This window comes from Mongoliimonas terrestris (assembly GCF_001927285.1).
GTDB lineage: Bacteria > Pseudomonadota > Alphaproteobacteria > Rhizobiales > Pleomorphomonadaceae > Chthonobacter > Chthonobacter terrestris.
In genome coordinates this window covers 1-19,281 of the sequence record NZ_MSIG01000013.1, presented here as the reverse complement: position 1 = coordinate 19,281, position 19,281 = coordinate 1, and the positions used below count along the sequence as shown (strand labels likewise).

Here is a 19,281-nt window from a genome sequence, read left to right as displayed (position 1 = left end):
CCGGCTCCTGTCCAACCGCCGGCCGCATCGGCCACGGGCACGCTGGCGCGCCGCGTCGCTTGCGGCTAAGCTCCCGCCATCGCACGGAAAAGCGGGTTTGACATGTGGTATCCCGAGCATGTTTCCCCGCCGCCGGCGGCGCGCGACGTGGACTGGGCGCTCCGGGCGCGCGGCCTCGTCCAGGGCTTCGTCCGCCGGATCGTCGACGGCGCGCTTCCCACCTCCTGTGCGCTTTGCCGCGAACCGGTCGCGGGCGACCACGGGCTCTGCGTGCCCTGCTGGCGGAAGGTGCGGTTTCTGGAGCGGCCGTGGTGCGAGGTCACGGGCCTTCCCATGCGTCTCGACCTCGGCCCCGGCGTTCTCTCCGCCGCCGCTCTCGCCGACCCGCCGCCCTATCGGCGCGCCCGCGCGGCCGTCGTCTACGACGAGACCGCCGCCGCTCTCGTCGGCGCCTTCAAATACGCCGACCGTACCGACCTCGCGCCGCTGATGGTCGCCTGGATGCGGCGGGTCGCCGCCGAGATGGCGGACGTGGACATGGTAGTGCCCGTGCCGCTCCACCGCTGGCGCCTCCTGTCGCGCCGCTTCAACCAGGCGGCCGTCCTCGCCGCCGGCATCGCCTCCCACCTGGACCGGCCGCACCGGCCGCTGGTCCTCGCCCGCCGGCGGGCGACCGCGCGCCAGGTCGGGCTGTCGCGACAGGGCCGGAAGGCCAACATCGCGTATGCCTTCGCCGTCCCGCCGAGGGCCCGCCGCGCGCTCGCCGGCCGGCGCGTCCTCCTCGTCGACGATGTGCTCACCACGGGCGCGACCGTGGAGGCGGCCACCCGGGCGCTCCTTCGCGGCGGCGCCCGCAGCGTGGATGTGCTGGTGTTCGCAAGGGTTGTCGCCGGGCTGGAGGGGTCCCTATATTCGGGCAGCCACAGCCCCGCTCCGCCCCTCCTCTGAAGGTGACCCGACCCCATGGCCGACGTGCTGATCTACACCCGCGACCTCTGCGGCTACTGCGCCGCCGCCAAGGCTCTTCTCGACCGCAAGGGCGTCGCCTACACGGAGATCAACGCCACCGGCGACCAGGAGAAGCGCAAGGAGATGATGGACCGGTCCGGCCGTACCACCTTCCCGCAGATCTTCATCGGTGAAACCCACGTGGGCGGCTGCGACGACCTGCATGCCCTGGAGCGCAGCGGCAGGCTCGACGGCCTGCTCGCCGCCTGACACACTGACGGCGGGCTCCAATGCCGCCCCATTCCTGCCGCCCCGTCCCCGGATGACCACGCCCGAGAAGGTCCCGCCCATGTCCGCCCGCCGTGTCGCCTGCGTCCAGCTCCGGTCCGGACGCGACCCGCTCGCCAACCTCGCCGTCACCGAGGCGCTCGTGCGCGAGGCCGCGGCGGCCGGCGCCACCTACGTCCAGACGCCTGAGATGACCAATCTCCTGGAGCGCTCCCGCGACGACCTCTTCGCCAAGATCCGCCCGGAGGCGGACGATCCCACCCTGTCGCGCCTGCGCGCCGTCGCGGCGGAACTCGGCATCCACCTCCACATCGGCTCGCTCGCCATCCTGCGCGCGGACGGCAAGGTGGCCAACCGCGGCTTCGTGATCGGACCGGATGGCGGCATCCTCGGCGCCTACGACAAGATCCACATGTTCGACGTGGACCTTGCCAACGGCGAAAGCTGGCGCGAGAGCGCCACCTACACGCCCGGCACCGACGCCGTGATGGTGGACGCCGGCGGCCTGCTCGTTGGCCTCGGCGTCTGCTACGACGTGCGCTTCCCCCACCTCTTCCGCGCCTACGGCCAGGCCGGCGCCCACCTGATCACGGCGCCCGCCGCCTTCACCCGGCAGACCGGCGCGGCTCACTGGCACGTGCTGCAGCGGGCGCGCGCCATCGAGAACGGCTGCTACCTCATGTCCGCCGCCCAGGGCGGCGTGCACGAGGACGGCCGCGAGACCTTCGGCCACTCCATCGTGGTGGATCCGTGGGGCGTGGTGGTCGCCGAGTGCGACGGCGACGCGCCGGGCATCCTGGTGGCCGACATCGATCCGGACGCCGTCGCCACCGCGCGCGGCCGCATCCCGTCGCTGCGCAACGAACGGCCGTTCGGCCTCGTGCCGGCCGAGCGGGCCCGGCTGAGGTCCCTCGGGTGATCCGCTACGCCCTCGTCTGCGACAAGGCCCACGGCTTCGACGCCTGGTTCCGGTCCGCCGCCGATTTCGACACGCAAGCGGAGCGGGGTCTCCTGTCCTGCCCGCACTGCGGGTCGGTCTCGGTCGCCAAGGGCCTGATGACCCCGCAGGTGCGCACGGCGGAATCCCGCGAGAAGACCCGGCTTCCGCCGCCCCAGCCGACGACCGATGCCCCGTCCGACACCGGGTCGGACATGATGGTGCCCGTGCCGGCGGCCCTCGCCACGCCGGAGGGCCGGGAAATCCTCGGCCGGCTTCGGGCGCTGAAGGCGAAGCTCATCGAGAATTCCGAGAACGTCGGCGCGAAGTTCGCCGAGGAGGCCCGCCGCATCCACTATGGCGAGGCGCCGGAGCGCCCGGTTCACGGACAGGCGACGGTCGAGGAAGCCCGCGCGCTGGTGGAGGAGGGTGTCGGCATCCTCCCCCTCCCGGTGCTTCCCGACGAGCAGAACTGACCTCTCCCGCCGGGCCGCGAAGCATCGGCCGTCGAGCCGAACCTCAGGCCGGACGCGCGGCGAGCACCATGTAGTTCACGTCCGTGTCGCGGCTCTCCTTCCAGAGGTCGCGCAGCGGGTCGTAGACCACGCCGGCCCGGTCGAGCAGCGTCAGCCCCTCCGCCTGCAGCGGCCCCTCGATCTCCTCCGGACGGACCAGCTTCTCGTACGCGTGCGTGCCGCGCGGCAGCCAGCGGAGCACGTATTCGGCGCCGATGATGGCAAGGCCGAGCGCCTTCATGGTCCGGTTGATGGTGGCCACCACCATCAGGCCGCCGGGCCGCACCATGCGGGCGGTGAGGCCGAGGAAGGCCTCCACGTCGGCCACGTGCTCCACCACCTCCAGCGCCAGCACCACGTCGAAGGTCTCGCCGGCGGCGGCCAAGTCCTCGGCGGTGGCGGCCCTATAGTCGACGGCGACGCCGGCGCGATCGGCGTGAAGCCTTGCGACCTCCACATTGGTGGCGGACGGATCCACCCCCACCACGGTAGCGCCGAGCCGGGCGAGCGGCTCGCTGACGAGCCCGCCGCCGCAGCCGATGTCGAGGATGCGAAGGCCCGCGAAGGCGTCGAGCGCGCGGGCGTCGCGGCCGAAGTGGGCGGACACCTCGCGCTTCAGATAGCCGAGCCGCACCGGATTGAACTTGTGCAGCGGCTTGAACTTGCCCTTGGGGTCCCACCATTCGGCCGCCATGCGGGAGAAGCGCTCGACCTCGGCCGGATCCACGGTCGTCCTTGCGTCCTGCATGCCATCTCTCCCGTCGGCCGAGCGGTCGGCCCTCACGGCGGAACACATAGCGCGCGGCGGCCCGATTGGAAAAGGCGGCCCGATCAAAAGGGTCGATGGGGACGGTGCTGTTTCGCCCCTTGCGCCGGTCCGCGCCTTGGTATGATCAATCGGTGGTTCTTTCTGTCCGAGGCTTTCCGCGCATGCCCCTCGATCCCTACGTCGTCGACCTCCTGGCCAAGGCCCGCAGCCTCGGCCGGCCGCCGCTCCGCCGCCTGACGCCGGCCGAAGCGCGCGCCTTCGTCGACGCGGACACCGCCGCCAAGCCGCGCGGTCCGGATCTTTTCGCCGTCGAAGCGGTCGAGGTGCCGGGACCCGCCGGCCCGCTCCGGCTCAGGATCTACCGGCCGGCGGCCGGTGTCCGCCCCGCCGTCCTCTACCTGCACGGCGGCGGATTCGTCTTCTGCGACCTCGACAGCCACGACGGCATCTGCCGCCTGCTCGCCGCACGGTCCGGCCGCACGGTGGTGGCGGTCGACTACCGGCTCGCCCCCGAACACCCGTTTCCGGCCGCCGCCGACGACGGCCTCGCGGTGCTTCGCCTCATGGCCGAGCGGGCCGATGCCTTCGCCATCGATCCGGCGCGCATCGTCGTCGCCGGCGACAGCGCCGGCGGCAACCTTGCCGCCGTCACGGCGCTGCGGGCGCGCGACGAGGGCGGACCCCCGATCGAAGGTCAAATTCTCGCCTACCCGGTCACCGCGTCCTACGATGCCGGCTTTGAAAGCTACCGCATCTTCGCGGAAGGGTTCGGCCTGACGGCGTCCGACATGGTCTGGTTCTGGGACCACTATGCCGACGCGCGCGGCCGCGCGCACCCGCACGCCGCTCCGTTCCTTGCGACAAGCCTCGCCGGTCTGCCGCCCGCCTTCGTCTTCACCGCTGAATACGACGTGCTCCGCGACGAGGGAGAGGCCTATGCCCGCCGGCTCCTGGAGGCCGGGGTCCTGACCCGCTTCGAACGGGTGCGCGCCCTCCACCACGGCTTCCTCCACCTCGTCGACCATCCGCCGGCCGCGGCGGTGTTCGACGCCATGGCGGACTGGCTCGCCGGGCTGGAGCGCTAGCGCGGCCCGCGACCGATTGCGGGACCGGCAACCATCCTGTATGGAGGGCGCGCTTCGGGCGCGCGTGTCGCTCGCCTCCCGCTCTTTTCTGTCTGCAACGGGCGACCCCGCCCTTAAGAGTTCGGCATTTCCCAAGATGGCCCGGCTGGTGATGAAATTCGGCGGCACGTCCGTCGCCGACCTTGACCGTATCCGCAACGTGGCGGCCCACGTGAAGCGCGAGGTGGACGCGGGCCACCAGGTGGCGGTGGTCGTCTCGGCCATGTCGGGCAAGACCAACGAACTGGTGGCCTTCTGCCGGGGCGCCGCGCTTCTCCACGACGCCCGCGAGTATGACGCGGTGGTGGCCTCCGGCGAGCAGGTGACGTCCGGTCTCCTCGCCATCACGCTGCAGGCGATGGGCGTCGACGCCCGGTCCTGGCAGGGCTGGCAGGTGCCGATCGTCACCGACCAGGCGCACGGGGCCGCCCGCATCGCCTCGATCGACGGCACGCGGGTCATCCAGCAGATGGAGGAGGGCCGCGTGGCGGTGATCGCCGGCTTCCAGGGCATCGCCCCGGACGGCCGCATCTCCACCCTCGGCCGCGGCGGGTCGGACACCTCGGCGGTGGCGATCGCGGCGGCCCTGAAGGCGGAGCGCTGCGACATCTACACCGACGTGGACGGCGTCTACACCACCGATCCGCGCGTGGTGCCGAAGGCCCGTCGGCTCGACAAGGTGTCCTTCGAGGAGATGCTGGAGATGGCGTCCCTCGGCTCCAAGGTGCTTCAGGTCCGCTCGGTGGAGCTTGCCATGGTGCACCGGGTGCGGACCTTCGTGCGGTCGTCCTTCGAGGACCCGGCCAACCCCAAGACCATGCCGAACGGCGACCCGTTCGGAACGCTTATTTGCGACGAGGACGAAATCGTGGAACAGCAGGTCGTCACCGGCATCGCCTATTCCAAGGACGAAGCGCAGATCTCGATCCGCCGGGTCGCCGACAAGCCGGGCGTCGCCGCCGCCGTCTTCGTGCCCCTGGCGGCCGCCAACATCAACGTCGACATGATCGTCCAGAACGTGTCGTCGGACGGCAAGGAGACCGACATCACCTTCACGGTGCCGGCGGTCGACTACGAGCGCGCCGTCAGCGTGCTGGAGAGCAACCTGGAAGGCATCGGCTACCAGGCGATCGAAGGCGCCAAGGACGTCTGCAAGGTGTCGGTCATCGGCATCGGCATGCGCAGTCACGCGGGGGTGGCGGCGGACGCCTTCCAGGCGCTCGCCTCCAAGGGAATCAACATCCGCGCGATCACCACCTCCGAAATCAAGATTTCCGTTCTGATCGACGCCGCCTACACTGAACTTGCGGTGCGGACTCTTCACTCGGTATACGGACTCGACAAGGCCTGACCGGCGGCGCGGACGACCGCGCGGCCAAACCATCCGGCCACCGAAGGCGGCAGGCGCGACCGGGTGGATCACGGGAGTGGCACGGGTGACCGGCGGACAGGCCTCCGTCGGGCTCCGGGCCATGAGGAAAGCGGACGATGCGGGGGTCACTCTTCGGTCCGCGCGTGTTGCTGCGTCGTCTCCGCGAGGTGATGGCGGAGCCGATCAGCGCGCAGGAACGGCTCGACAAGATCGTCGTCACCATCGCGGCCAACATGGTTGCGGAGGTCTGCTCGGTCTATGTCCTGAGGGCGGACAGCGTGCTGGAGCTGTTCGCCACCGAAGGCCTCAACCGCGAATCCGTGCACAAGGCCGCGCTCAAGGTCGGCCAGGGCCTCGTCGGCCACATCGCCGCCGAGGCGCAGCTCCTCAATCTGCCGGAAGCCCAGGCACACCCGGACTTCTCCTACATCCCCGGCACCGGCGAGGAGGCCTACCACTCCTTCCTCGGCGTGCCCATCCTGCGGGCCGGCCGCACGCTCGGCGTGCTCGTCGTCCAGAACCGGGCGCGCAAGCACTATTCCGAGGAGGAGGAGGAGGCGCTCCAGACCACCGCCATGGTGATCGCCGAGATGATCGCCTCCGGCGAGCTCGCCTCCCTGTCGGCCACCGAGGAGGCCGGCCTCGACCTCGCCCGCCCGATCCACCTGGAAGGCGTCGCCCTCTCCGACGGCGTCGGCCTCGGCTACGTGGTGCTGCACGAGCCGCGCGTGGTGGTGACCGACCTCATCGCGGAGGATCCGGAGAAGGAGGTGCGGCGCCTGGAACAGGCGATCGCCAACCTCCGGCTCTCCGTCGACGACATGATCGAGCGCGGCGAGGTGGCCCACCACGGCGAGCACCGGGACGTTCTGGAAGCCTACCGCATGTTCGCCTACGACCGCGGCTGGGCGCGGCGCATGGAGGAGGCCATCGTGCGCTCCGGCCTAACCGCCGAGGCGGCGGTGGAGCGGGTGCAGTCCGACACCCGCGCCCGCATGATGCGCCAGACCGACCCTTACCTCCGGGAGCGGCTGCACGATTTCGACGATCTCACCTTCCGGCTCCTCCGCGAGCTCATGGGCAAGTCCGACAAGCCGCCGGAGCTGCCGCGCGACGCCATCATCGTCGCCCGCAACATGGGCGCGGCGGAGCTTCTCGACTACGACCGCACCAAGGTGCGCGGCCTCGTGCTTGAGGAGGGGGCGACCACCAGCCACGTGTCGATCGTCGCCCGCGCCCTCAACATCGCCACCGTCGGCCAGGTGCAGAACGCCGTGACGCTCGCCGAGAGCGGCGACGCCATCATCGTCGACGGCGAGACCGGCCTCGTCCACCTGCGTCCGCCCGCCGACGTGGAGCACGCCTACGCGGAGAAGGTGCGCTTCCGCGCCCGTCGGCAGGAGCGTTTCCGGCGCCTGCGCAACAAGCCGTCGGTCACCCGCGACGGCATCGAGATCGCGCTCCTCGTCAACGCCGGCCTCCTGTTCGACCTGCCGCACCTGGACGAGAGCGGCGCGGACGGCATCGGCCTCTTCCGCACCGAGCTGCAGTTCATGATCGCGTCCGCCTTCCCGCGGATGAACGAGCAGCACCAGCTCTATTCCAAGATCCTCGACGGGGCGGCCGGACGCCCGGTCACCTTCCGCTCGCTCGACATCGGCGGCGACAAGGTGCTGCCCTACCTCAGCCGGTCGGTCCACGAGGAGAATCCCGCCATGGGCTGGCGGGCGATCCGCCTCGGCCTCGACCGGCCGGCGCTCCTGCGCACCCAGATCCGCGCGCTCCTGAAGGCCGCCGCCGGCCGGGAGCTGCGCCTGATGTTCCCCATGGTCACCGAGGTGGCCGAGTTCACCGCCGCCCGCGCGCTCGTCGCCCGGGAAACCCGCTTCCTCGCCGGCCACGGCTACACGCCGCCCGTCTCCGTCCGCCTCGGCGCCATGGTGGAGGTGCCGGCGCTCCTCTTCGACCTCGACGCCCTGATGGCGGCGGTCGACTTCGTGTCGGTCGGCTCCAACGACCTCTTCCAGTTCATGTTCGCCGTCGACCGCGGCAACGGCATGGTGTCGGACCGGTTCGACGTGCTGGCACCGTCGTTCCTGCGCGCGCTCCGCTCCATCGCCCGCACGGCGGCCGCCCACGGCAAGGTGGCGACCCTCTGCGGCGAAATGGCCGGCAAGCCGCTCACCGCCATGGCCTTGATCGGCGTCGGCTTCCGGTCCATCTCCATGACGCCGGCGTCCGTCGGTCCGGTGAAGGCCATGGTCCGGTCCGTGGACCTGGCGCAACTGGAGGCTCGCATGAGCGAGGTGCTGGACGCGCCGGGAGGCGGCTCCCTCCGCGCCATGCTGGAGGACTTCGCAGCCGCCCACGAAGTGCCGCTCTCTTGAGGCTCGGCGTGTCGTTGCGACGCGAATGCCGTTCAAGGCCCGGCCGCGACAGCTTGGACAGTTCAGTTCGGACATGATCACTGGCTTCGACACCAAACTTGAAGGCGTGCTCGATCGCTTCGCGATCATCGAGGCGCGCATGGCCGGCCAGCCGGATGCCGAGACCTATGTGCGGCTGTCGCGCGACTATGCGGAGCTGGAGCCGCTGGTCGGCCGCATCCGCGCCCTGCGGGCGATCGAGCGCGAACTCAGCGACCTCGACCACCTGATCGCCGACGCGGCCACCGACGGCGACATGCGCGCCCTTGCCGAGTCCGAGCGGCCGCACGTGGTGGAGCAGATCGCCACGCTAACCCAGGACATCCGCCTCTCCCTCCTGCCGCGCGACCGGGCCGATGATTTCGGCGCCATCCTGGAGGTGCGCGCCGGCACCGGCGGCGACGAGGCGGCGCTCTTTGCCGGCGATCTCTTCCGCATGTACCAGCGCTACGCGGACGCCAAGGGCTGGAAGGTGGAGGTGCTCTCCGCCGCCGAGGGCGAGATGGGCGGCTACCGCGAGATCATCGCCGCCGTCGAAGGACGCGGCGTCTACGAGCGGCTGAAGTTCGAATCCGGCGTCCACCGGGTGCAGCGGGTGCCGGCGACGGAATCCGGCGGCCGCATCCACACCTCCGCCGCCACCGTTGCCGTGCTGCCGGAGGCCGAGGAGGTGGACGTGGACATCGACGAGGGCGACCTTCGGGTCGACACCTTCCGGGCGTCCGGCTCCGGCGGCCAGCACGTGAACACCACCGACAGCGCCATCCGCATCACCCACGTGCCGACCGGCGTGGTGGTGGCGGTCCAGGACGAGCGCTCGCAGCACAAGAACCGCGCCAAGGCCATGAAGCTCCTGCGCGCCCGCCTCTACGACGCCGAGCGCGAGCGGCTCGCCTCCGAGCGCGCCGCCCAGCGCAAGGGCCAGGTCGGCTCCGGCGACCGGTCGGAGCGCATCCGCACCTACAACTTCGGCCAGGGCCGCGTCACCGACCACCGGATCAACCTCACCCTCTACCGGCTGCTGCAGGTCATGGAGGGCGACCTGGACGAACTGGTCGCCGCCCTCCTCAGCGAGGATCAGGCTCAGCGGCTGGCCGAGGCGGACATGTGAGCCGGCCGCCCGTCACCGTCGACGATCTTCTGCGCCAGACCCGCGCGCGTCTCCGCGACGCCGGCCTGCCGACTGCGGCACTCGACGCCCGGCTTCTCGTCGCCCACGCGCTCGGCTGGAGCCCGGTGCGCCTCGTGGCCGACGGCGCGTCCACTCCCGATCCGGCCGCTCTTTCGGCCGTGGAAGCCCTGACCGCGCGGCGCCTCGCCGGAGAACCGGTCGGCCGCATCCTCGGGCGGCGCGAGTTTCACGGCCTCGACCTTCATCTCGGCCCCGACACGCTGGAGCCGCGGCCCGACACGGAAATCCTGGTGGATGCGGCGCTCGCGGCCGTGCGGCGCGGCGCGGTGCCGGGTGCGGCTGCGGACGGGGAGGGGCTACTGCTGGTCGATGTGGGCACCGGCACCGGCGCCATCGCGCTTGCCATGCTGGCGGCCCTGCCGAAGGCGCGCGCCGTGGCGGTGGACCTGTCCGCCGGCGCCCTCGCCGTCGCGGCGGCGAACGCCGAACGGCTCGGGCTCGCCGATCGGCTCGATGCCCGGCTCGGCTCCTATCTGGATCAGGTGTTCGAGCCCGTCACCATGGTGCTCTCCAATCCGCCCTACATCGAAAGCGACGCGATCGCGGGCCTCGACCGGGAGGTGCGCGACCACGATCCGCGGCTGGCGCTCGACGGCGGCCCCGATGGCCTCGACGCCTATCGGGCGCTCGGTCCCGCGGCCTACGCCCGATTGTTGCCGGGCGGAACAATCGGTCTCGAGATCGGTTCGGGTCAGGCGAGCGCGGTCGGCGACGGCCTGGCGGCTGCGGGATTCGTCGACATCCGGACGATCCTGGACCTCGCCGGCCATGACCGCGTGGTCATGGCGGTGAAACCGGCCGCCGACACGGGACGATAAACCGGCACTCCACAGGTTTCGGCGGAAAAAAAGCTTGGAAGTTCTGTGCGAAGCGGCTAGGTTCAACGTGCCGAGAGACGGGTAACGGCCGATACGCAGTGTTTCGCCCTGCGGGCACTCCGTCCAATCTGAAATATCCACTGGGGGGTGGATCGGTCATTTTCCGGCTGATCGAAGAGTGATCGTCGATGGCTGCGGGGAGTCAGAGGCCCGCGCCGGTTGGCAGACACCAGTCTTCGGATCCGGTTTCTCATCGGCACGCTTTCGTTTTCGGAACGTTCGAACGAATGGCTCAGCGCGCATCCTCCGCCCTGCAACGGGCGAGGTCTCTCGTGATCGGTACGCCGATTCGGCGGATGGCGTCATGACGCCGTCTTCGGTGCGCTTTCCGAAGGACCAGCGGTCGGGGACCTGTCCCCGAAGGTCGCAGACCGTCCCACACCCGCGCTTTTCCGGATTGTCGAATGCGCGTGACGGCCAACGCCAGTCAGGCGCTCAAAGCTAAAGAGATAGCGGACATATGAGGCAAGTTCAGCAGAACAACAAGCGGATGCGCGGGCGAAACCGCAAGGGCCCCAATCCGCTGACCCGCTCCTACGAATCAAACGGACCAGACGTCAAGATCCGCGGTACGGCCATGCACGTCGCGGAAAAGTATACCCAGCTTGCGCGGGACGCTTCGTCGTCCGGTGACCGCGTCATGGCGGAAAACTATCTTCAGCACGCGGAGCACTACTACCGGATCATCGCCACGGCGCACGCGCAGGCACAGCCGTCGTTCGGCCGGGACGACTCCGACGAGGATGGCGACGATTTCGACGCCGGCTTCACGGATCGCTTCGATCGGCCGAACTTCAGCGCGCAGGGCGGCAACGGCAACGGCTTCTACGGCCAGGACCGCGGCGAGAGCCAGGACAACCGCTACGAGCGGCCCGAGCGGAACGACCGGCCGCAGCATGGTGATCGTCCCCAGGGCGACCGTCCCGAGCGCCAAGGCGGCGAGCGCTACGACCGCCCCGATCGCCGGGATCAGCCCCAGCATGCGCGCGGCGAGCGGTTCGACCGCCCTGAGCGTCAGGATCGGCCCGATCGTCCGGACCGCCCGGAGCGGAACGATCGGCCCGAGCGGAATGATCGCCCGGACCGCAACGACCGGCCGCGCCCGCAGGGCGGCGAGCGCTACGAGCGTCGTGAGGCCGCCCCTGAGGCGGTCGATCGTCCGCCGCAGGCAGCACCGGAAGGCGCGGGCGATCGCCCCGAGCGCAGCGAGCGGCGCGAACGGCGTCAGCGCTTCGACCGCAACACCTTCGATCGCCGCGAGCGGGGCGAGGGCCGTCCCTTCGAGCCGCGTGAGCGTCCCGCCGGTCCGTCCCCCATGCCGCTCGACGCGCCCCAGCCGGACGTGAGCTTCCCGGTGGACGTGGCTCCGGTCGCGCCGGCCCCGGCGCCCGCGCCGTCGCCGGCTCCCGTCGCCGCCGAGCCCGCGCCCACGATGGCCGCCGTCGCCACTGCGCCGGTTGCTCCCGAGGCCGCCGCCGACGCCATGGCACCCGCCGCCGAGGGCGACGCGGAGCGGCCGACCCGCCGCCGCCGCGCCACCCGGCCGCGCACCCGCCGGACGGACGCGGAGGGCGGCGAGGCGCCGTCCGACGCCCCGGCCGACGTGCCCACCGGCGACTGATCTCCCCCGCCGGCGACGGATCACCGGGCGCCGGCCCTTCAGGCGCTCGTTTCGACAAGGCCCGCCGGTTCCGCCGGCGGGCTTTTTCGTGGCCTGCGCCAGGCGTCGTCCTTGCGGGAGACCAGCGGCCGGCGCACCGTTTCGCGCGACCCCCGGGTCCGGATTCGCCCGGACCCTCTTCATGCGGCCGGCGTCCGACACCATATCGGCGAGGACAAGACAGGGCGGTCCCTCCGCGCTTCCAAGAAGGCGGGCGGGCCGTGCCGAAAGGGAGACGAACCACCATGAACATCGAGAAATACACCGAACGGGCCAGGGGCTTCCTGCAGTCGGCGCAGACCCATGCCTTGGGCCGCGGCCACCAGCAGTTCCTGCCCGAGCACATCCTCAAGGTCCTGCTCGACGATCCGGAGGGCATGGCGGCCGGCCTCATCCAGGCCGCCGGCGGCCGCCCCAAGGACGCGCTCGCCGCCACCGACAAGGCGCTCGACGCGCTGCCCAAGGTGGCGGGCGGCGGCGGTGGTCAGCTCTATCTCGCCGGGCCGACCGCCAAGATCTTCACCGCGGCCGAGCAGATCGCCGACAAGGCGGGCGACAGCTACGTCACCGTGGAGCGGCTGCTGATCGCGCTCGCCCTGGAGCCGGACGCCGGCACGTCGAAGATCCTGAAGGACGCGGGCGTCACCCCGAACGCGCTCAACACCGCCGTCAACACCCTCCGCAAGGGCCGCACCGCCGACAATGCCTCGGCGGAGAACGCCTACGACGCGCTGAAGAAATATGCCCGCGACCTCACCAAGGCGGCCCGCGAGGGCAAGCTCGACCCGGTGATCGGCCGCGACGAGGAGATCCGCCGCACCATCCAGGTGCTTTCCCGCCGCACCAAGAACAACCCGGTGCTGATCGGCGAGCCCGGTGTCGGCAAGACCGCCATCGCGGAGGGTCTGGCGCTGCGCATCATCAACGGCGACGTGCCGGAGAGCCTGAAGGACAAGGACCTGCTCGCTCTCGACATGGGCTCGCTGATCGCCGGCGCCAAGTATCGCGGCGAGTTCGAGGAGCGCCTGAAGGGCGTGCTGCAGGAGGTGCAGGCGGCTGAGGGCGGCGTCATCCTCTTCATCGACGAGATGCACACCCTCGTCGGCGCCGGCAAGTCCGACGGCGCCATGGATGCGTCCAACCTCCTGAAGCCCGCGCTCGCCCGCGGCGAGCTTCACTGCGTCGGCGCCACCACCCTCGACGAGTACCGCAAGTATGTGGAGAAGGACGCAGCCCTCGCCCGGCGCTTCCAGCCGGTGTTCGTCAGCGAGCCCACGGTGGAGGACACCATCTCCATCCTCCGCGGCATCAAGGAGAAGTACGAGCAGCACCACAAGGTGCGGGTGACCGACTCCGCCCTCGTCGCCGCCGCCACCCTCTCCAACCGCTACATCACCGACCGCTTCCTGCCCGACAAGGCCATCGACCTCGTCGACGAGGCGGCGGCGCGCCTGCGCATGCAGGTGGACAGCAAGCCGGAGGAGCTGGACGAACTCGACCGGCGCGTTATCCAGCTGAAGATCGAGCAGGAGGCTCTCAAGAAGGAGAGCGACGCCGCCTCCAAGGACCGCCTGCAGCGGCTGGAGAAGGAACTCGCCGACCTGGAGCAGCGCTCCGCCGAGCTTACTGGCCGCTGGCGCGCCGAGAAGGACAAGCTCGGCTACGCGGCCGACCTGAAGGCCCGGCTCGACGCCGCCCGCAACGACCTCGCCATCGCCCAGCGCAAGGGCGAGTACCAGCGCGCCGGCGAGCTCGCCTACGGGGTCATTCCGGGACTTGAGAAGGAACTGAAGGACGTGGAGGCGGCCGGTGCCACCGGCGGCATGGTGGAGGAGGCGGTGACGCCCGACCACGTGGCCCAGGTGGTCTCCCGCTGGACCGGCGTGCCGGTCGACCGGATGCTGGAGGGCGAGCGCGAGAAGCTCCTGCGCATGGAGGACGAACTCGCCAAGCGCGTGATCGGCCAGGCGGAGGCGGTGCACGCCGTCTCCACCGCGGTCCGTCGCGCCCGCGCCGGCCTGCAGGATCCCAACCGGCCGATCGGCTCCTTCATGTTCCTCGGCCCCACCGGCGTCGGCAAGACGGAGCTCACCAAGGCGCTCGCCCACTATCTGTTCGACGACGAGCACGCCATGGTGCGCATCGACATGTCCGAGTACATGGAAAAGCACGCCGTCTCGCGGCTGATCGGCGCCCCGCCGGGCTACGTCGGCTACGAGGAGGGCGGCGCCCTCACCGAGGCGGTCCGCCGCCGGCCCTACCAGGTGGTCCTCTTCGACGAGATCGAGAAGGCCCATCCGGACGTCTTCAACGTCCTCCTGCAGGTGCTCGACGACGGGCGTCTGACGGACGGGCAGGGCCGCACGGTGGACTTCAAGAACACGCTCATCATCATGACCTCCAACCTCGGGTCCGAGTATCTGGCCGCCCAGGCGGACGGCGAGGACGTGGACGCGGTGCGCGAGCCGGTGATGGCGGTGGTGCGCGCCCACTTCCGGCCGGAATTCCTGAACCGGCTCGACGAGATCGTGCTCTTCCACCGCCTCAAGAGGACCGAGATGGGCGCCATCGTGGAGATCCAGCTGAAGCGCCTGGAGAAGCTTCTGGAGGATCGCAAGATCGTCCTCAAGCTCGACGACAGCGCCAAGGCCTGGCTCGCCGACAAGGGCTACGACCCGGTCTACGGCGCGCGCCCGCTGAAGCGCGTGATCCAGCGCCAGGTCCAGGACCCGCTCGCCGAGAAGATCCTCGCTGGCGACATCCACGACGGCGTCACCGTCAAGATCACCGCCGGGTCCGACCGGCTGCTCTTCTCCAGCGTCGGCGCGACGGAAGCTGCGGCGGCGTGAGGGTGGAGCGGCGACCGGGAGAGGTTGAAAAGGTACTCCCCGAGGTCGCGAGAACGGAGGGGCGCTTCTGAGGGAAGGGATGTTCACGTCCCACCCTCGGCGGTTCCCCCTCTCCCCAACCCTCCCCCTCCAGGGGGGGAGGGCCCCTGTCGAGCGCGTCTTCCAACGCTGCCTCAAGCCCGATGCTACGTCGGCCACCCAACGCACCGGCCCTCTCCTCACTCACCAACGCGCCCCCTCTCCCCTTGAGGGAGAGGGTTGGGGAGAGGGGTGAACCTCCGCCCTCTGCCGAAACACACCCCCCCTGCCTCATCTTCGTGCACCGCACCATCTTGCCCAACCCAGAAAGGTAAGTCATACTGACTTACATAGCATCTCCGCCCCGCTCCAACCTCGAGGCCCGGCCATGACCATGGTCACGTCTCCGTCCCTTGCCCATTCCCGTCTGGAAGACGCGCTCGCGCTCCTCATGGGCACGCTCTTCGTCGGGCTCGGGCTGACCATCCTGAAGACCGCGGGCCTTGCCATCGGCGGCACCGCCGGCCTCGCCTTCCTGGCGCATTTCGGGCTGGACCTGCCGTTCGCGGCGGTCTTCTTCGCCCTCAACATGCCGTTCATGATCTTCGCCAAGCTCGCCTTCGGCACGGGCTATCTTCTCAGAACCCTGCTCGTCACCATCGCCCTGTCGCTCTTTTCCGGCCTCCTGCCCCCGCTCTTCACCATCGGCCATGTGGAGCCGATGTTCGCCGCCATCGCCGGCGGCCTGATGGTCGGCATGGGCATGCTGGCGCTGATCCGTCACCGCACGGGCGTCGGCGGCGTCGCCATCATGGCGGTATGGCTGCAGCAGCGCTTCGGCCTCCGGGCCGGATGGGTGCAGATGGGGGTTGACGCCGCAGTGGTGACGGGGGCTTTCCTGGTGATGGACGCAAAGGCCGTGGCGCTCTCCATCCTCGCCTCCGTGTTCATGAACCTCGTCATCGCGCTCTATCACCGGCCCGGACGCTATCTTGGCTTCTGACGCTTCGAAGAACCTGCCCGACCCGCCGGAACTCGCCCACACGCCGCTCGAGGATGCGCTGGCGCTCTTCACCGGCACCCTGTTCGTGGCGCTCGGCCTCGTCTTCCTGAAGTCGGTCGGCCTTGCGACCGGCGGTACGGCGGGCCTTGCCTTTCTCATCCACTATGCCGGCGGCTGGCCCTATGGGCTGGTCTTCTTCGCCGTGAATGTCCCGTTCTACCTGTTCGCCTACCGGGTGTTCGGCCTTGCCTACACGGTGAAGACCTTCGCCGCCGTCGCGCTCCTCTCCGCTGAGGCGGAGGTCCTGCCGCACCTCTACCAGATCAGCGATGTCGATCCGGTGTTCGCGGCGGTCGCCGGCGGCATGCTGTCGGGCGTCGGCCTGCTGATCCTGATCCGCCACCGGTCCAGCCTTGGCGGCGTCGGCGTGCTCGCCGTCTGGGCGCAGGAGCGCTACGGCCTTCGGGCCGGCAAGGTGCAGATGGGCATCGACGCCGCCATCGTGCTCGGCGCCTTCACCATCCTGCCGCCGGGGGCGGTGCTGTTGTCCGTGCTGGGGGCCGTGGCGCTCAATCTGGTGCTCGCGGTCAACCACAAGCGCGGCCGGTATCAGGGATTCTGACGGAGCGCAGGCAAGCCCCAACGGGCGCCGGCCGGTCAGGCCGTAACGCTCTTGAAGGTCGGAAGAGTCCGAACCTCAAGAGCCGGGTATGAACGGCTCCGGCGGCGGGTGAACCTGTCCGCTGCATCGAGCCGGATGGCCTCGCCTCCCGGCCTACTCTGCCCGTACGCCGGATCGTTGGTCAGCCGCCGCCCGTGGTCGCCGCCGCCGCCAGCTTGGCCGGCGGGCCGACGCCGAGCAGCGTGTCGATGCGCTCGCGCTCGGTCAGGTAGGTGGAGAGCACGGGACCGGCCAGGGAGCGGCCCTGCGGCAGCTTGATCCGCATCGGGTCCACATAATTGTTGTTGACCAGCACCTCGTAGTGCACGTGCGGCCCGGTGGAGAGGCCGGTCGACCCCACATAGCCGATCACCTGGCCCTGCCGCACCTTGGTGCCCTTTTTCATGCCCTTGGCGAAGCCGGACATGTGGCCGTAGGCGGTCTCGTAGCCGTTGGCGTGCTGCACCACGATGTAGTTGCCATAGCCCGACTTCCAGGCGGCGTAGGACACCGTGCCGTCGCCGGCCGACATGATCGGCGTGCCCCGCGGCGCCGCCCAGTCCACGCCGGTGTGGCGCTTCACATAGCCGAGCAGCGGGTGACGGCGCGATCCGAAGCCCGACCGGAAGGTGCCGCCCGAGACCGGCTTGCGCAGCAGGAACTTCTTGGCGCTCTTGCCGGCCTCGTCATAGTAGTCGATCGACCCGTCGTCCGGTGCCTTGTAGCGATAGTAGCGGCGGGTCTTGCCGTCGATGGTGATCGCCGTGAAGACGATCTCGGAGGCATCCCGGGTCTCGCTCTCGTCCTCGTCGAGGGAGTAGACCACCTCGATCTGGTCGCCGGGGCCGACACGGGTGTTGAAGTCCATGTCGAACGAATAGATGCGCACCAGCTCGTCGATGAGTTCCGGCGACATCTGATTGGCGAGCGCGGTCTGGTAGAGGCTTTCATAGAGCCGCGGGCGGACCACATCGTCGCCGTCGTCGGCGGCGCCCGCCACTTCGAAGGCCTCGTCCCCGTCAGTCCGCGGTTCCTCGGCCACCACATAGCCGCCGCTGTCGGAAAGGGCCACCGTCCCCCGGTGCTTGCCGCCGCGGTAGAGCGACACCCGAACCGGCTGATAGCGCCCGCTGTCGTCGTTCACGGCCGCGATGGCGATCCGCAGCCTGTCGCCCGCCTGGGCGCCGACGATGTCGAATTCCTTGCGGAAGCGGAGCGCGATCTCGGCGGCCTCCTCGTCGGTCGCCTCGTTGGCGATCAGCACCTGGACCAGGTCGTCGCCCTTCTCCACCGTCACGGACGCCTCTTCCGTATAGCCGCCCGCCTCGGCCGCCGCGTCTTCGTCGGTGCTCCCGATGAAGGAGACGTTCTCCGAAAAGATCCGCACGCCATACTGCTCGAAGGCGCTGCGCTCGGCGAAGCCGAAGTCGAACCGGGCCGGATCGACCAGCTGGAGCGAGGCCTCCTCCACGTTCGCGCCGTCGAACTGGGCGGCGTCGCGCACCTTCTCCTCGGTCGCCGCCACGTCGAGCGGCGACAAGGGCGTGAAGGAGGCGTCGGCCGTCGGAAAATCCGTGACCTTGACGGTCATCTTGCCGTCCACGTCGGCGCCGTAGAGCGTGTCCGGCATGCCGTCGCGGGTGTCCACGTTGGCGTCGGCGAAGATGCGCAGTGGGTTGAACGTCGGGATCTCGTCCACGATGTCCGACGAGGAGGCGACCAGCGGTGCCGACACCCGTGCGAACGGGCGGAGGCGGATCAGGTCCCGGTCACCGTCGCGGCTGATGGTGGAGACGCGCAGCACCTGGCGGGTCGGAGCCGGACCCGCGTCGGCGACGATGCGGTCGCCCTTCGGCATCAGGTCCGCCGGCCGGTCCGGGCCCGCGGGCACGGCCGCCATGGCGGCACCGACCGGGACGGCGAACGTCTGGCGACCGTCCATGGCGACGAAGAGAGCACCACCCATCAGCGACGTGGACGCCATGGCGGCCAGCACGGTGCCGGTCAGCCAGCGAAGCGAGACCTGCCGACGATCGGGCGGACCGGACCGGTTGTCCGACGTCACGAGCGGCGGCTCGTCGCCCAGGTCGACATGCAGCGAGGCGTGGTCGTTCCAGACCGCGTTCATCTCGGTGTCTTGGCCCCCCTCGAACCGGCGCAGGCCGGTTGTGCGTCACGGACGAATGCCCGATCCAATGGCTCCGGTCCGCCCGCCTGTCCGTCGCCCGTCTTTGAAGAAGGGCGCCGGTGGACGGATAAACCGGGATGAGATCGACACACCCGAAAGGGGTCGGGACCGAAACGGCCCGGTGCCCCCACGCGTGCCCCGTTCGCGGGTAGCCAAGGCCTTGGAAGCCTTGGCGCAAGAGCTGCGACCTTGCCGTGGCAATGGACAATTTGTCAACAAATTGCAGGGCCGGCCGCGTGGCGCGTGTGCGTTCACGCCCTTCTTTTGGTCTTCTCAATGGGGCAGCAATGCGGCGAAAGACGATCCGGAGGTGCGAAGCCACCCCGAGGACGACCATCCAGGCGACCCGAGTCCCCAACCCCTTGTTCCCGCTTGTCTTCCCACATTCGTGTCGTTTTCTTGAAGGCACGTGTTGACATGGGGCGGATGGGGGGACTATATCCCGCTCCATCG

15 protein-coding genes are annotated in these 19,281 nt (G+C 70.0%); 13 read left to right on the top strand and 2 right to left on the bottom strand.

Annotated features, from left to right (window positions below):
• Nucleotides 1-102: 102 nt before the first annotated feature.
• The 4 genes from BUQ68_RS17175 (at nt 103) to BUQ68_RS17160 (ending at nt 2,649) form a co-directional block, all read left to right on the top strand.
• Nucleotides 103-948, top strand: a complete 846-nt coding sequence (locus BUQ68_RS17175) for a ComF family protein (RefSeq protein ID WP_083656666.1) — start codon at nt 103-105, stop codon at nt 946-948.
• A gap of 15 nt (nt 949-963) precedes the next feature.
• Nucleotides 964-1,218: a glutaredoxin 3 gene (grxC, locus tag BUQ68_RS17170; RefSeq protein ID WP_075217240.1), complete on the top strand. Its 255-nt coding sequence runs from the start codon at nt 964-966 to the stop codon at nt 1,216-1,218.
• 79 nt (nt 1,219-1,297) lie between these two features.
• Entirely contained in the window at nt 1,298-2,155 is an 858-nt protein-coding gene (locus BUQ68_RS17165; protein ID WP_075217239.1) for a carbon-nitrogen hydrolase family protein, read from the top strand.
• On the top strand, nt 2,152-2,649 hold the full coding sequence (locus BUQ68_RS17160; RefSeq protein WP_075217238.1) for a DUF1178 family protein: 498 nt from the start codon (nt 2,152-2,154) through the stop codon (nt 2,647-2,649). The genes BUQ68_RS17165 and BUQ68_RS17160 overlap by 4 nt, the downstream gene beginning before the upstream one ends.
• 43 nt (nt 2,650-2,692) lie before the next feature.
• On the opposite strand, the gene ubiG is transcribed toward BUQ68_RS17160, so the two are convergent.
• Nucleotides 2,693-3,436 carry a bifunctional 2-polyprenyl-6-hydroxyphenol methylase/3-demethylubiquinol 3-O-methyltransferase UbiG gene (ubiG, locus tag BUQ68_RS17155; RefSeq protein ID WP_075217237.1) on the bottom strand — a complete coding sequence of 248 codons (744 nt, stop codon included), beginning with the start codon at nt 3,434-3,436 and terminating at the stop codon, nt 2,693-2,695.
• A 182-nt stretch (nt 3,437-3,618) separates the two neighbouring features.
• Here ubiG and BUQ68_RS17150 point away from each other — a divergent pair, with 182 nt between their 5' ends.
• The 9 genes from BUQ68_RS17150 (at nt 3,619) to BUQ68_RS17110 (ending at nt 16,601) form a co-directional block, all read left to right on the top strand.
• On the top strand, nt 3,619-4,542 hold the full coding sequence (locus BUQ68_RS17150) for an alpha/beta hydrolase (RefSeq protein WP_075217236.1): 924 nt from the start codon (nt 3,619-3,621) through the stop codon (nt 4,540-4,542).
• A 136-nt stretch (nt 4,543-4,678) separates the two neighbouring features.
• Nucleotides 4,679-5,932 carry an aspartate kinase gene (locus tag BUQ68_RS17145; protein WP_075217235.1) on the top strand — a complete coding sequence of 418 codons (1,254 nt, stop codon included), beginning with the start codon at nt 4,679-4,681 and terminating at the stop codon, nt 5,930-5,932.
• A 137-nt stretch (nt 5,933-6,069) separates the two neighbouring features.
• Nucleotides 6,070-8,340 carry a phosphoenolpyruvate--protein phosphotransferase gene (gene ptsP / locus BUQ68_RS17140; protein WP_075217234.1) on the top strand — a complete coding sequence of 757 codons (2,271 nt, stop codon included), beginning with the start codon at nt 6,070-6,072 and terminating at the stop codon, nt 8,338-8,340.
• A gap of 73 nt (nt 8,341-8,413) precedes the next feature.
• Nucleotides 8,414-9,490 (top strand): peptide chain release factor 1, encoded by a 1,077-nt coding sequence (gene prfA / locus BUQ68_RS17135; protein WP_075217233.1) that lies wholly within the window; start codon nt 8,414-8,416, stop codon nt 9,488-9,490.
• The gene (prmC, locus tag BUQ68_RS17130; protein ID WP_075217232.1) at nt 9,487-10,389 is read left to right on the top strand and encodes a peptide chain release factor N(5)-glutamine methyltransferase; all 903 of its coding nucleotides are present in this window, start codon (nt 9,487-9,489) and stop codon (nt 10,387-10,389) included. The genes prfA and prmC overlap by 4 nt, the downstream gene beginning before the upstream one ends.
• 520 nt (nt 10,390-10,909) lie before the next feature.
• Nucleotides 10,910-12,070, top strand: a complete 1,161-nt coding sequence (locus tag BUQ68_RS17125; RefSeq protein WP_083656665.1) for a DUF4167 domain-containing protein — start codon at nt 10,910-10,912, stop codon at nt 12,068-12,070.
• A 284-nt stretch (nt 12,071-12,354) separates the two neighbouring features.
• Nucleotides 12,355-14,958, top strand: coding sequence for an ATP-dependent chaperone ClpB (gene clpB, locus BUQ68_RS17120; RefSeq protein ID WP_075217230.1), 2,604 nt, complete (start codon nt 12,355-12,357; stop codon nt 14,956-14,958).
• 406 nt (nt 14,959-15,364) lie between these two features.
• The gene (locus tag BUQ68_RS17115; protein WP_083656664.1) at nt 15,365-15,979 is read left to right on the top strand and encodes a YitT family protein; all 615 of its coding nucleotides are present in this window, start codon (nt 15,365-15,367) and stop codon (nt 15,977-15,979) included.
• A complete protein-coding gene (locus BUQ68_RS17110) occupies nt 15,969-16,601 on the top strand; it encodes a YitT family protein (RefSeq protein WP_083656663.1) in 633 nt (210 codons plus the stop codon). The genes BUQ68_RS17115 and BUQ68_RS17110 overlap by 11 nt, the downstream gene beginning before the upstream one ends.
• A gap of 181 nt (nt 16,602-16,782) precedes the next feature.
• Here the strand turns inward: BUQ68_RS17110 and BUQ68_RS17105 are convergent, their stop codons facing one another.
• A complete protein-coding gene (locus BUQ68_RS17105; protein WP_083656662.1) occupies nt 16,783-18,768 on the bottom strand; it encodes a M23 family metallopeptidase in 1,986 nt (661 codons plus the stop codon).
• Nucleotides 18,769-19,281 lie beyond the last annotated feature (513 nt).

Excerpts from the sequence above, each read along its gene's own strand:
- BUQ68_RS17125 (WP_083656665.1), top strand. The coding sequence starts at position 10,910 with ATGAGGCAAGTTCAGCAGAACAACAAGCGGATGCGCGGGCGAAACCGC.
- BUQ68_RS17145 (WP_075217235.1), top strand. The coding sequence starts at position 4,679 with ATGGCCCGGCTGGTGATGAAATTCGGCGGCACGTCCGTCGCCGACCTT.
- BUQ68_RS17175 (WP_083656666.1), top strand. The coding sequence starts at position 103 with ATGTGGTATCCCGAGCATGTTTCCCCGCCGCCGGCGGCGCGCGACGTG.
- clpB (WP_075217230.1), top strand. The coding sequence starts at position 12,355 with ATGAACATCGAGAAATACACCGAACGGGCCAGGGGCTTCCTGCAGTCG.
- ptsP (WP_075217234.1), top strand. The coding sequence starts at position 6,070 with ATGCGGGGGTCACTCTTCGGTCCGCGCGTGTTGCTGCGTCGTCTCCGC.
- grxC (WP_075217240.1), top strand. The coding sequence starts at position 964 with ATGGCCGACGTGCTGATCTACACCCGCGACCTCTGCGGCTACTGCGCC.
- BUQ68_RS17105 (WP_083656662.1), bottom strand. The coding sequence starts at position 18,768 with ATGAACGCGGTCTGGAACGACCACGCCTCGCTGCATGTCGACCTGGGC.
- BUQ68_RS17115 (WP_083656664.1), top strand. The coding sequence starts at position 15,365 with ATGACCATGGTCACGTCTCCGTCCCTTGCCCATTCCCGTCTGGAAGAC.
- BUQ68_RS17150 (WP_075217236.1), top strand. The coding sequence starts at position 3,619 with ATGCCCCTCGATCCCTACGTCGTCGACCTCCTGGCCAAGGCCCGCAGC.
- BUQ68_RS17165 (WP_075217239.1), top strand. The coding sequence starts at position 1,298 with ATGTCCGCCCGCCGTGTCGCCTGCGTCCAGCTCCGGTCCGGACGCGAC.
- ubiG (WP_075217237.1), bottom strand. The coding sequence starts at position 3,436 with ATGCAGGACGCAAGGACGACCGTGGATCCGGCCGAGGTCGAGCGCTTC.
- prfA (WP_075217233.1), top strand. The coding sequence starts at position 8,414 with ATGATCACTGGCTTCGACACCAAACTTGAAGGCGTGCTCGATCGCTTC.